The organism is Bacteroides faecis MAJ27, from assembly GCF_900106755.1.
In the GTDB taxonomy this organism is placed as follows: Bacteria; Bacteroidota; Bacteroidia; order Bacteroidales; family Bacteroidaceae; genus Bacteroides; species Bacteroides faecis.
In genome coordinates this window covers 36891-51495 of sequence record NZ_FNNN01000023.1, presented here as the reverse complement: position 1 = coordinate 51495, position 14605 = coordinate 36891, and the positions used below count along the sequence as shown (strand labels likewise).

Below are 14605 nucleotides of genomic sequence, written 5' to 3'. Positions count from 1 at the left end.
AGATATCATTTTTGAGATTATATAAACCAATTATTAATGTAGAAAACTATGCATGATTATTGCTTTCATTTGCATAGTCTTAATTTTTAATACTATGGAAACTATATCAATTCATAGACCCAAAATTGTAGTCATCGGTAGTTGCAATACCGATATGGTCGTGAAAGCCAACAGACTACCTGTTCCCGGAGAAACCATACTAGGCGGAACTTTCTACATGAATCCCGGTGGCAAAGGAGCTAATCAGGCGATTGCAGCCGCCCGACTGGGAGCTGAAGTCACCTTCATATCCAAAATCGGATATGATTTGTTCGGCCTGCAAGCATTGGAAATATACAGATCAGAGAAAATTAATACGGAATATATATTTACCGACCAGAAAAGTCCGTCCGGAGTTGCACTTATCTCCGTAGATTCTTTCGGTGAAAATAGCATTATCGTAGCACCGGGAGCAAGCCGTTCGCTTTCTATTGAGGATATCAATAAAGCCGAAGAAAAAGTCAAGGAAGCTGATATTATTCTCATGCAACTTGAGATTCCTATAGATACAGTAGAATATGCAGCTACTATTGCTTGCAAATATGGGAAAAAGGTAATCCTCAATCCGGCTCCCGCGTCCAGCCTGAGCAACTCATTCTTAAAAAACGTGCACACCATACTCCCCAACCGCATTGAAGCGGAAATGTTATCCGGAATCAAAGTGATGAATATAGAAAGCGCTCATCGTGCCGCTCAGGCTATCGGAGAGAAAGGTATAGAGAATGTTGTCATTACTTTAGGTAAAGACGGCGCTTACGTAAAAGAGAAAGATGAATATACCATGATTCCCGCAAAGGAAGTAGAGACGATTGACACAACAGGTGCCGGAGATGTATTTTGCGGAGCATTCAGCGTCTGCCTGTCTGAAGGGCATTCACTCGCTAAATCTGTGAAATTTGCCAATGCGGCGGCAGCTATAGCAGTCACGCGAATCGGTGCGCAGAGTGCGATTCCTTATAAGAGAGAAGTTGTGCTATAAACGAGATAAGACCTAGGTTAAACACATAAATCTGATTCAAATGAAAGTAGTAGTTATTGGAAGTTCAAACATCGATATGGTTGCACAAGTCAACCATCTCCCGGCGCCTGGCGAAACAGTCGGAGATGCCAGTTTTATACAATCCCTCGGGGGGAAAGGCGCCAATCAGGCTGTAGCAGCAGCAAGACTCGGGGGATCTGTAACGTTTATTACCTCTTTGGGAAATGATATGTATGCAGAAATTCTAAAAAAACACTTTAAGAAAGAAGGTATCGCTACTGATTATATCATAGATGATGTTAATCAGCCCACAGGGACTGCGCTCATTTTTGTTGCCGACAGTGGTGAAAACTGCATAGCAGTAGCTCCCGGAGCTAACTATTCTTTATTACCCGGTTCAATTATTCATTTTTCAAAAGTAATTGACGAAGCAGATATCATAGTTATGCAAGCCGAGATTCCTTACGAAACGATTAAAAGAATAGCTCTTCTGGCTAAACAAAAAGGTAAAAAGGTTTTGTTTAATCCCGCACCCGCCTGCCTGATTGATGAGGAGCTGATGAAAGCCATTGATATACTAGTCGTCAATGAACTGGAAGCAGCCTTCATCTCAGGAATTGAATATACAGGAAATAATCTTGAAGAAATCGCTCTAAGCTTATTACAGGCAGGTGCACGCAATGCTGTGATCACATTGGGAAGTCAAGGTGTATATATGAAAAACGACAAAGAAATCATTCAGCTTCCCGGATACAAAGTAAATGCGATTGATACTATTGCAGCAGGTGACACGTTCTGTGGGGCATTGGCTGTAATTTGTGCCCAAAGGGAAATAGACCGGGATGCATTGAGTTTTGCGAATGCCGCGGCAGCTATCGCTGTTACACGTTCCGGTGCCCAACCGTCTATTCCTACTCTCGATGAAGTAAAACACTTCATGTTAGAAAAAGAATTAGCCTTATCATTCAACTTTTAAATTTAATGGATTATGAAAACTAATCGACATTCTACTCTCTTAAAGAAAGCTGTCCACCTGATAACTTATAACTCAAGTCATAAGCTTATCTGCCTGCTGGGCTTCCTACTTTTATGTTCAATGAATACATATGCTCAGAATTATGTATCCGGAACAGTAAAAGATAATAATGGAGAACCTCTACTGGGAGTTTCCATAAAAGTAAAAGATGGGAATATAGTATCCGGAACTGTCACTGACTTTAACGGACACTACCAAGTGAAAGCGGATCCAAGTTCAACTATCGAATTCAGTTACATCGGATTTAAAACAGTCCAGTTTACAGTAGGTGATAGAAAAATGATAAACGTAACACTGGAAGTTGACGACAATTTATTGGATGAAGTGGTCGTTGTAGGTTATGGTACCCAAAAGAAGATTAATTTAACCGGTTCTGTCGGAGTCATTGACTCGAAAGCCTTCGAAGCAATCCCTGTATCCAATGCAGTCCAGGCATTACAAGGACAGGTTCCCGGTTTGAATATTTATAGCAATCAGGGAGGAGGTCTCAATCAGAAACAATCCATCAATGTACGTGGAGTCGGAACTATCGGAGAAGGTTCTACAGGAAGCGCCCTAGTCTTGATAGATGGTATGGAAGGAGATATTTATTCCATTAATCCGCAGGATATAGAATCTATTTCAGTTCTGAAGGATGCGGCAGCTTCTTCTATTTATGGTTCCAGAGCACCATTCGGAGTAATCTTAGTAACGACCAAGAAGGGAAAGGCCGGTAAAGCGCAAGTTAACTACAACAACAGCTTCCGTGTAAGTAGCCCTATCAATATGCCTTCTTCATTAGACTCTTACACGTTCTCCTTATACTATAATGATGCAGCCGCCAATTCCGGATGGGGACCTTACAATTGGGTCTCGGAAGAAAGGATAAACCGCATCAAAGATTATATGGCCGGCAAAATTACCGATTCTACCATCCCCGTACCCAATAATCCTTCGTTATGGGCAGACGGATATTCACAAGGAAATGATAATATTGATTATTATGACTATTTTTTCAAAGACAATGTCTTTGCACACGAGCACAATATCAGCGTTACTGGCGGGACAGACAAAATACAATACTATTTATCAGCGAACTATTTAGGTCAGGATGGAGAGCTCAGAATTGGGGATGAATACTCAAACAGATATACTGCATCTGCGAAAATCAACGCACAATTATCAAAAATAGTATCAGTCGGATTCAATACCCGCTTTATCAGAAGTGACTATGTACAGCCAACACATCTTAATGAAAGTTTTTTTGCCGAAATCGGACGCCAATGTTGGCCTACCAAACCGCTTTATGACCCGAATGGTATACTATATGACGACCATGTGCTCCAAATGCAAAACGGAGGTGAAAAACAAGAACGAAACACTTGGCTCTACCAACAACTGAATATAACGGTAGAACCTATCAAAGGGTGGCGACTGATTGGAGATTTAAGCTATCGATACAACACACAATATTCACACTGGGATTACTTAACTGTTCATCAGACAGGTGTTGACGGAAAGACTAAGGGCAATACATGGAATAACGATTCCCAAGTACATGAAGGCACTTATGCCAGCGATTATTTTAATGTAAATCTCTATACAGATTATGCAAAGACCTTTGCAAAATCACATAATATGAAAGTTCTTTTCGGGTTTCAAGCCGAACAAAATAATTATAAAGATATAGCTGCTGAGAAGCTAGGAGTCATTTATCCGGGAAAACCGACTATCAACACTTCTACCGGAATGGATTCAAATAACCAAAAAGTTGCTCCGAATGTAGCAGGTGGACACAACAGATGGGCTACCGCCGGATTCTTCGGCAGATTGAATTATGATTACCTGGAAAAATATCTTCTGGAAGTAAATCTACGCTATGACGGTTCCTCACGATTTCGTAGTGACAGTCGTTGGGGATTTTTCCCTTCCGCATCAGTAGGCTGGAACATAGCCAGAGAAAAATTCTTCCTGCCTGTCAGCAAAGTTGTCAACACATTTAAGGTCAGAGCCTCTTATGGTAGTTTGGGTAACCAAAATACATCTTCTTTATATCCGACTTATTCTACAATCGGTACAGGAACAGGATCATGGATCATTGACGGAACATTAGCCAATATTGCCTGGGCACCTTCACTCGTCAGCTATAATCTCTCCTGGGAGAAAATCCGTACATGGAATGCCGGAGTTGACTTTGGTCTGTTTAACAATCGGCTAACCGGCTCTTTTGATTATTACATTCGTAAAACTGACGATATGGTCGGCCCTTCGGAGAAATTGCCTGTAGTCCTTGGAACAGCCGTTCCAAGTTCCAATAATACAAATCTTAAAACATTCGGATGGGAACTGGAACTAATGTGGAAAGACCGGTTAAATAATGGATTGAATTATAGTGCCCGCTTTACACTTGCCGACAGTCGTACCAAGATTACTCGTTATTCAAATCCTTCCGGACTGATAGATGGATTTTATGCCGGAAAATACGTGGGTGAAATATGGGGATATGAAACGATAGGCATTGCACAGTCTGACCAAGAAATGGCTGAACACATCGGAAGATTAATCAACGGTGGACAAAATAATCTCGGACAAGACTGGAAAGCCGGAGACATTATGTATAAAGATCTGAATGAAGACGGAAAAATTGATGCCGGAAGCCGCACCTTACAAGATCACGGTGATTTAAAAAGAATAGGCAACTCCACGCCCCGATATAATGTAGGACTGGAATTAGCCGCCGATTGGAAAAGATTCGATATCAGAATGTTCTGGCAAGGGACATTGAAAAGAGATTATTTTCAGGGTAGTTACTACTTCTGGGGGGCAAACGGTAGACAAGGGCCCTGGTTTTCCACAGCACTAAAAGGACACGATGATTATTTCCGAAATGACGAAACCAGTCCATTGGGAACGAATCTGAATTCCTACTATCCAAGACCCTTATTCAACACCGATAAAAACCAGCAATCACAAACTAAATATTTACAAGATGCATCTTATCTACGTCTGAAGAATCTGCAGATAGGATATAGCTTGCCACACAACATCGTACAAAAAATGGGAATGCAGAACCTAAGGATATTCGCATCCGGTGAAAACTTGTTCACCATTACGAGCCTTATTGATTTCTTCGATCCCGAATCAATCGAAGGCGGTAGTTGGGGACACGGAAACGTTTACCCACTATCCCGAACATTCTCTTTTGGATTAAATGTCACATTCTAAAAACAGGATATTATGAAAAGACTTACGATATCAACCTTATTGAGCGGAGTGCTCTTTTTGACAAGTTGCAATGATTTCCTAAACCAAGAACCTCTTGATCAACTTTCTCCAAATGAATATCTGACAACAGAAAGTAATATTGCAGCTTTTGCTACTGACCAATATCAAGTGCTACCTACTCATGGCACCTATGGATATGGAACTTTTGAAATTGACAATAACACAGATAATATGGCCGGTATGCAACCTAACGTAATGTATGCACCCGGATACTGGAAAGTTGGACAAGAAGGAGGCTCATGGTATTTCGCTGATATTTACCGATGCAATTATTTCTTTGAAAATGTGCTTCCATCGTATGAAGACAATGTCATTGTCGGAAACACGACCAATATCAAACACTATATCGGAGAAATGTATTTCTTCAGAGCTTTCATGTATTTTGAAAGATTAAAATCATTAGGCGACTTTCCTATTATTACTAAAACTTATCCTAATGAACGTGAAGCTCTGATAGAAATCAGCAAACGAGCCCCCCGAAATGAAGTAGCCAGATTTATCTTATCTGATCTGGACAAAGCTATAGAAATGATGCAAAACATAGCTCCTTCCGGAGGCAAGAACCGGCTAAGCAAAGACTGCGCTATCCTTCTCAAGTCAAGGGTCGCACTTTACGAAGGCTCATGGCTGAAGAATTTTAAAGGAACAGCTTTTGTACCCAATGGACCGGGATGGCCGGGAGCAAATAAAGATTATAATGCTAATTACTCATTTAAATCCGGAAGCATTGATAAAGAATCTGAGTTCTTTTTTGATGAAGCTATTAAAGCGGCACAAATCATAGCAGAAAAATATAATATATTAACTGTCAATACAGGAGTATTTCCACAAACTTCTTCGGAACCTGAAAATCCTTATTTCAGTATGTTCTGCGATATTGATATGGAGAAATACAATGAAATACTTTTATGGAGACGTTACAACACAGGATTAGGAGTGGCAAATGAAGTTTGTCAATACGGATGTGTCGGCAACAATGGAGTAGGTACTACTAAAAGCATGATTGACGCCTTTATTCTTAAAAACGGAGAACCTATTTATGCTTCCCCGATGTGGGCAGATGAAAATTCATCTTATTGGGGAGATAATAATATCATTCACATCACTAAAAACAGGGATTCCCGTGCAGACATCTTCATCAAAAAGCCGGGACAGAAAAATCTGCATACTCCGGCAGGAGATCATGGGGTAGTAGAAGAATGGGGACCCAATATAACCGCCTCTTCTGTCACAGAGAAATACAATACAGGCTATGCCTTACGCAAAGGATTGAACCCTGACGGGAAATACACAAATAACACTCAAAGTATTGTCGGTTCTATCATATTCCGTACAGCCGAAGCCTATCTCAACTATATAGAAGCTTATTATGAATTGCATGGTTCACTCGACTCCTATGCAGAAAAGTACTGGAAAGCGATTCGTCGCAGAGCCGGCATTGATGAGGACTATACCAAAACAATCAGGCTTACAGATATGTCAAAAGAAGCAGAAACTGATTGGGGGGCATATTCCAGCGGAGAAATTATTGATGCCACACGTTATAATATCCGCCGTGAAAGAAGATGTGAGTTGATGGCGGAAGGTTTACGTAACATGGACTTACATAGATGGCGTTCAATGGACCAAATGATTACCAAACCCTACCATATCCTAGGAATGAATTTATGGCAGGAAATGTATGGCTGGGACTGGTATAAAGATTCTAACGGCAACTCCATTCTTAAAGAAGGAGAAAATGTTTCACCACGCAGCTTCAGTACTTATCTTGCTCCTTATCACATCACAGCCAATAACATTGTTTACAACGGCTATAAATGGAATATGGCACACTATCTCGATCCGATAGCAGCAGAACATTTTCTGGTTACTTCATCCGGAGGTGATTTGAATTCTTCTCCCATCTATCAGAATCCGGGCTGGCCTATGACAGGAGGAGGAACCCCGCAATAATCCAATAATCTACTAATTTAACAAAGACCAATTATGTATAAAAGAATGATAATACTAACTTACGCACTGGTTTTCTTTTCATTATTCGCAACAGCTTGTTCTGACAATAATAATGAAACATACGTCGAACCAATACTTTCTCAAATAGAAGTAAGTAAACTAGTGACTGAGAACAACAAAACATATGTTTCTGTTGACGGTAAACCTTTTCCGTTTCTTGGTGCACAAATACGCCTTGATGCCCTTCTCAATTGTGACAAGATGACTATTAATGAAGTGGAAAACTACTTCAAGAAAGCTCAGGAACTGGGACTAAATTGTGTGCAAATTCCAATTTCATGGAATATGGTAGAGCCTAAAGAAAACAAGTACGATTATAGTATCCTAAACTCAATCTTGCAGTTCGTCAACAAGTATAATTTGAAAATGGAATTACTTTGGTTCAGTACGAATATGGTAGGAGATTCATTCTCCTACCTGATACCTCAATATGTACTTCAAGAATATAACAAAAGGTTCAGCCGGAATGATGAAGGAAATTTTTGGAACTATTATGGTTACCAATACACCATGATTCTTGATGATGAATGGGTACTGGAGAGAGAAACCAAAGCCATCACCGCCTTATTTAACCACATCCGATACTGGGATTCTCAAAATGGAGACAAGCATCCCGTTATATCAGCGCAGATCCATAATGAACCTGATGCATTAATGCGCTGGAGAATCGACCAAAAAGATTTAAAATATCGGGATGGGACTCCTCTAAGCAAAGAGAAGGCCTGGACAATGATCACAAATGCATTAAACACTGTAGGAAAAGCTGTAAAAAACAGTTCTTACAAAGTAGTAACTCGTGTCAATCTAATTTACGGTGATGGTATTAATCCATTTCCAGAGGCAACTAATGCTCGCCCCAAAGATGTATTCGATCTTCAAGGCATTGATTTCATTGGCGTTGATGCTTATAAAGATAATATTAAACATCTCAAAAATGAAGTCATGGCATACGCATCAATTGCTGGAAATTATGCGCTGGTTGCCGAGAACAAAGGTAGTTATACAAACAGTCCGAGTCTTATCTTGACATCTTTCGCATTAGGAGGAGGCTATAATATTTACGATTTGGCTACCAGCAACTTCTTTATCAACAACACCACCGAACCGGACCAAATTGACCACGGAATTTATACGTGGGATTTACAAGAAAAAGATTTTACGCCCCCTACTCGTAGTCTCATAAAAGGCTTGGCGGCAGCTTATATAGACGTTGCCAAAGTAAAACCGGAGAATTTTGCAGCATTTAATATTAACGATAATCAGCCAAAAGACAAATTAGAACAACTAATATGTACTACTGGAGCACAAATCACATTCCAGACAAATAATGCTTCTTTAGGTTTCGTATTAGACATGCACAATTATTTACTGATTTATAGTTTGAATGACTCTCAATTCAAACTAGAGAATGGTAAATTTGGAGAAACCATTTCCGGAAGATATGATGTAAATGGCACATTTACCAAAGAAGGAACTGCAACTTTAGAGAATCAGACTCTCCATGCCAAAGGAGGCATACTTTATAAAGTAACTTATTCCTCGCAACAATCATTAACCAGCAATACAATTGAGAATATTGGTAATAACTTATAAAAACCCAAGATATGTTCAAATATATAGCAATCATTCTAATAACCGTCTCTTTATTCTGCTCCTGTGCACAACAGAAAGAGACTACTTCTGCAATTCCTGTCATACTCGACACGGATGTTGGAAATGACATCGATGATGTTTTAGCTATGCAAATGCTGCTTAATTATGAGAAAAAAGAAAAAATTGATTTGCTAGGTATCACTATAAGCAAGTGTAATCCTTATTCACTGGAATATATTGACGCTTATTGTCGTTTCAACGACAAATACGACATACCCTTAGGCTATGCTTATAATGGGATGAATACAGACGACGGACATTATCTCCGCCAAACACTGGATACTATTATTGACAATAATAAAATATTACATCCAAAAAGAAGCCTAAAAGATCATATTCCGGAAGGATATAAACTGTTGCGTAAATTGCTGGCAGAGCAAGGAGATCATTCTGTGGTATTTATAGCCTTAGGTCCGGAAACAAATCTAGCCCGTTTGCTTATCTCGGAAGCAGATGAATACAGCGAGCTGGATGGAAAAGCCTTGGTAGCACAAAAGGTAAAATTACTATCTGTCATGGGAGGACTCTATGATAATGAATTCAACTTCCCTGAATGGAACATTGTTAATGATCTGAATGCAGCCCAAATTACTTTCAAAGAATGGCCTACTCCGATTATTGCCAGCGGATGGGAACTAGGAAACAAGATTCGATATCCTCATCAAAGTATATTAAATGATTTTGCCGACAGTTATAAACATCCTCTGTGCGTATCATATAAAATATTTCAGGAAATGCCATATGACAGAGAAACATGGGATTTGACATCCGTGCTACAAGCCATAGAACCGGGAAATAATTATTTCAATTTATCCGAGAAGGGAACAATCACCATAGACAGTATCGGACAAAGTATTTTTTCTCCTTCTGAAAGCGGTAAACACCAATATCTCACTATTCAAGGGGAAGAAAATATTCGGGCAACCCGCAACGCACTTATAAGACAAGTGACAGGAAAAGAGAATTGAAATCTTAAAAAAAGATCATTATGTATATAGTCAATAGTTACACCTTAGCTATTATCTTCTGCTTTATCACAATGATATGCTGGGGATCGTGGGGAAATACCCAAAAACTGGCCAGTAAGAATTGGCGTTATGAACTTTATTATTGGGACTACACTATCGGCATCTTGTTGTTCGCCTTACTTCTGGTATTCACACTAGGAAGTTTCGGAGATTCGGGAAGAGGTTTTCTGGAGGACATCCAACAAGTGGAAACGGCATATATTGCCAGTGCACTTATCGGAGGAGTTATCTTCAATGCTTCCAATATTCTCCTTTCTGCCTCTGTATCCATTGCCGGAATGGCGGTAGCTTTCCCATTGGGAGTAGGACTGGCATTAGTATTAGGAGTATTCATTAATTATTTCAGTTCTCCCAAAGGAGATCCGTTCTGGCTATTCACAGGAGTCGTGCTGATTGTTATCGCCATCATTTGTAGCGGTATTGCAGCCGGTAAAAATCAAAAGGCAGGAACCAATAATAGCAAAAAGGGAATTATTCTTGCTGCTATTGCCGGTATACTGATGTCATTCTTTTACCGGTTTGTCGCTGCCGCCATGGATTTGAACAATTTTGAATCACCAACAGCAGGAATGGCAACTCCTTATACTGCATTCTTCATCTTTGCCATCGGAATCTTCCTAAGCAACTTCCTCTTCAATACACTTGTGATGAAACGTCCGTTCGTCGGTTTACCTGTTACTTACAAGGAATATTTTACCGGAAAAGCGAGCACACATATGGTAGGGATTCTCGGAGGATGCATTTGGGGATTAGGTACAGCATTAAGCTACATTGCCGCAGGAAAAGCGGGAGCAGCCATTTCCTATGCACTTGGACAAGGAGCACCGATGATTGCTGCTCTTTGGGGTGTTTTCATCTGGAAAGAATTTATCGGTAGCTCCAAAGCCACAAACAGACTTTTGGGAGTTATGTTTATATTATTCATTTGGGGACTGACATTCATTGTTATCTCAGGAGGAAACTAAAATGAAAGAAGAGAAAAAGGAATTATAGGTATTATCAATATAAAAAGAATCACCCCAAAAGTTTAATATCTAACTTTTGGGGTGAAATTCAATTCCATGATTCAAGTTATCATATACATTATTCAGACCGTTATATCCAGCAAAGTTTCTTCCTTTGCATTCAACACCCTGACTCTGAGTTCTTCTTTCCTCTTCTCAAGAATCATCACGGTAGCACTTTCCATCTTATATCCTCCACCTATAATAACCGGAAAATAATTCCCTAATTCACCTTTCGGGTGATAAGCATACTTATGAGTATGAGCATTCAGACAGATATCAAAAGGAGCTTTTACCAGCAGTTTAGTCCATAGTTCAGCACAAAGATTCTTCCCATCATTGCCATAAAGGGGGATATGATGCAGAAGGATGCGTTTCTTCGCTTTCTTAAATTCTTTGGCAGCCAATTCTTTCTTCAGAAAACCGACCTGCTCGTTACGTAACTGGGTGAAATCATTCAAATCATAATAGACCCAATGATCGTCTGTTTTGTCTTCTCCACAGTCCAGCATGACAATACGGGTATCTCCCCAGTTGAAAGAACCATAAGTCCTGTCACCTACATAGTCGAAATGGTCACGCAAACTGATAGAATAAGCGTTCCGGATTTCGTGATTTCCTCGCATAAAAAAAGTTGGGATACAATCTCCGTGCACTCCTTCGGTCAATTCACTAATAAAGGCAGTTGCCTGATCATGACTTGCCGGGTCATCTACACAGTCACCGTTGAAAACGACAAAATCATAATTGATATTCTGAATCTGTTTACACAAAGCCCTGAAGGTATGGGTATGCTGATGCAGGTCATTGAACACAACAGCAGTAAAAGAATCCGTACCGGTTACAGGCAGAGTAAATTCACTGAAAGCGGAACGGGCAGTATTTCCGAAAACTTTCTTATATGCCTGATAAAGCAACATTTCTTGTGAACAGACACGATAATAGTACTTTTGACCGGGCTGTAAATCATTCAGCCGTATTTTATGTAACTTGTTATTGCAAACTACCTGTCCGTCAAAATAGTACGCGCACGCTTTAATTGAGTCGTATCCGTCCCGTATTCTACCCAACAATAAGCAGGAACAGTGGTTTCCCACATCACGGTCATTCCATTTCCAACCGGATTCTGCAAATAGGGTTTAGTACGGAATATCTTATCCGCCTTTTCGGCAGTGCGCAGTTCCACAACAATAGGACGATGATCGGACGCTACAGGTTCATTCACCACTTCCGAAGAGACGAGGGCAAATCCTTTATCATTCTGCTTAAAAGCCACCACGTAATCAATAGTCTCCTTTGGGGCGGGAGCAGGAAAAGTGTGTTGTTTGGGATCAGAGAGTATGCGAAAATCTTTCTGTAACTCTTTGATAAAATCCGATTCCGGTTCGGCATTCATATCTCCCGCCAAAAAAAGAGGCTTCTTATAAGATATAGCAAAAGCCTTCAAAATATCCAACGATTTCATCCGATCCTCTTCAGTGAGTGACAAGTGAGTGCAACAATAAATATAATCTTCAAACTCTGCCAGAATCAATGTCCGTGCTTCTTCTCTACCTGGCAGAGCCATCGTCTGCAAATGGATCGGAGCTTTCTTTGATAATAGGCCAATTCCATATTTACCACCGTCAAAATCAATAGCCGGAGCAAAACAGGCATGCATCTGCGTCCGTTCTGCTATCTCGCCTAATACATATTTCTGATTGCTTCGATTAGTTACGCTATCTACTTCCTGCACAGCTACTACATCAGGAGAAGCATTATTTATCACATTTGCAATACGCTGGAAATTACAGACACCATCCATACCGGTTGCATTTCTGATATTATAAGTCATCAACTTCAATGTATGCTGCGCCTGCACCGGAACAATGAATAAAATGGCGGAAATCAGTAAAAATATCTTTTTCATGTTTTTCATTGGGGGTTAAATATTTGTATGACAAAGGTAAGAAAAAAATAAAAGCCACAAGAGACTTTATCAGAATCTCTGTGGCCATTATTTATACAAGAGGGGGGATGTATAAATAATCTATTTTATCAAATGACACCGCGTACCCGGTCATCAAAGGCAGAAAGGGCAGCTTTAGCACCTTCACCCATAGAAATAATGATCTGCTTATAAGGCACAGTCGATACATCTCCTGCTGCATAGATACCAGTGACATTGGTGCGACAATGGGCATCAATCACGACTTCACCCGGCCGGTTTGTCTCTACCACATCACGGAAAACAGCACTATTGGCAGAGAGGCCAATCTGTACAAATACACCATCAAGTTCTACCAATCGTTCTTCCTCCGTCTTACGGTCCTTGATGCGTAAGGCTGTCAGTTTATCACCGTTGCCAATCACTTCAGTAGTCTGTGAACTAACAAAAACTTCCACATTCGGCAAAGATTTGAGTCTTTCCTGAAGTACATTATCCGCTTTCAGTTCATCCATAAACTCAAAGACCGTTACTTTAGAACAGATACCCGCCAAGTCAATAGCAGCTTCAACACCGGAATTTCCACCGCCTACTACTGCTACATGCTTTCCTTTATAAAAAGGTCCGTCACAATGGGGACAGAAAGCTACTCCGCGACCAATATACTCATTCTCGCCAGGAACATTCAATTTCCGCCAGCTTGCACCGGTAGCGATAATCAATGCAGGAGCAATGAATCTCTCCCCTACGGAGGTAGTCACCAATTTATCTTTTCCAGTAAGTTCCACCTTTTCTATCCTGCGCTGTTCCAACAGATCTACCGGATAACGCAACAAATGTGTTTTCAGGTTATCGGCAAGTTCACTTCCTGTCGTTTCGGGAACAGAAATCAGATTTTCAATACCTACCGTTTCTTTTACCTGTCCGCCGACACGTTCGGCAACAATCGCCACACGTAATCCTTTACGGGCGGAATAGATAGCTGCCGATACTCCGGCAGGACCTCCACCAGCCACAATTACGTCATATTCCTTCACTTCCGTTTCCGCTTTGGTTTCATCAATACCATATTGCGCTTCCAATTTAGCAAGCAGTTCGCCAAATTCACCGCGCCCCACATGAAGCAGCTTTCCATCAGCGAAAACAGAAGGCACGCCTTGTATCTTCAATGCGTCCACCTCATCCTGATACAGCGCTCCGTCAACCATTTCATGTGTGATGGAAGGGTTCAGCGTTGTCATTGCATTCAAAGCCTGTACCACATCCGGACAGTTAGTACAAGTAAGTGAAACATAAGTCACCAAATGTACCGGACCTTTCAACGCTTTTACACGATTGCAGACAGCCTCATCCGGAAAATTCTTTCCCTTACCGTCCAAATTCAGGATAGCGAGCAACAAAGAAGTAAACTCGTGTCCATTGGGAATAGCACGGAAAGTGATTCCTGTTGGATGCCCATTCTTCCATATCGCAAATTTCAGTCCGCTTCCTTCATTTACCACGCAAGTGATATGGGTGGAGCATTCGGCTACATCTTCCAGTAACTCCAGCAATCCAGCACGGCTTTCATGACTGGCTGACACGGATATATCAAAGGTGAAATCAGCCTCCAGTCCGGCAAAAATACCCTTCAGTTGTTCTTTTAATGCAGGTTCTAACATC

At 40.6% G+C, this 14605-nt stretch carries 8 protein-coding genes and 1 pseudogene; 7 read left to right on the top strand and 2 right to left on the bottom strand.

Features of this window, described 5'->3' with window-relative positions:
* The first annotated feature begins 94 nt into the window (after positions 1–94).
* From rbsK (BLW31_RS17940) to BLW31_RS17910, 7 genes are read left to right on the top strand one after another with little or no spacing between them, the layout of a single operon-like run.
* Entirely contained in the window at positions 95–1018 is a 924-nt protein-coding gene (gene rbsK / locus BLW31_RS17940) for a ribokinase (RefSeq protein ID WP_029425071.1), read from the top strand.
* A gap of 40 nt (positions 1019–1058) precedes the next feature.
* Complete coding sequence (gene rbsK / locus BLW31_RS17935; protein ID WP_010535630.1) at positions 1059–1994, top strand: ribokinase; 936 nt, start codon at positions 1059–1061, stop codon at positions 1992–1994.
* Positions 1995–2006: 12 nt separating this feature from the next.
* Positions 2007–5258 (top strand): SusC/RagA family TonB-linked outer membrane protein, encoded by a 3252-nt coding sequence (locus BLW31_RS17930; RefSeq protein ID WP_022301059.1) that lies wholly within the window; start codon positions 2007–2009, stop codon positions 5256–5258.
* A 12-nt stretch (positions 5259–5270) separates the two neighbouring features.
* Positions 5271–7271: a RagB/SusD family nutrient uptake outer membrane protein gene (locus tag BLW31_RS17925; RefSeq protein ID WP_010535632.1), complete on the top strand. Its 2001-nt coding sequence runs from the start codon at positions 5271–5273 to the stop codon at positions 7269–7271.
* Positions 7272–7316: 45 nt separating this feature from the next.
* Complete coding sequence (locus BLW31_RS17920; RefSeq protein WP_229035663.1) at positions 7317–8924, top strand: DUF4969 domain-containing protein; 1608 nt, start codon at positions 7317–7319, stop codon at positions 8922–8924.
* A gap of 11 nt (positions 8925–8935) precedes the next feature.
* Positions 8936–9952, top strand: a complete 1017-nt coding sequence (locus BLW31_RS17915; protein WP_010535634.1) for a nucleoside hydrolase — start codon at positions 8936–8938, stop codon at positions 9950–9952.
* Positions 9953–9972: 20 nt separating this feature from the next.
* Entirely contained in the window at positions 9973–10977 is a 1005-nt protein-coding gene (locus tag BLW31_RS17910; protein ID WP_010535635.1) for a GRP family sugar transporter, read from the top strand.
* Between the two features lie 122 nt (positions 10978–11099).
* On the opposite strand, the pseudogene BLW31_RS17905 reads toward BLW31_RS17910, so the two are convergent.
* Both BLW31_RS17905 and ahpF read right to left on the bottom strand, forming a co-directional pair.
* Positions 11100–12925 (bottom strand): annotated as a pseudogene (locus BLW31_RS17905) (endonuclease/exonuclease/phosphatase family protein).
* A 128-nt stretch (positions 12926–13053) separates the two neighbouring features.
* Positions 13054–14604, bottom strand: a complete 1551-nt coding sequence (ahpF, locus tag BLW31_RS17900; protein ID WP_010535636.1) for an alkyl hydroperoxide reductase subunit F — start codon at positions 14602–14604, stop codon at positions 13054–13056.
* Position 14605 lies beyond the last annotated feature (1 nt).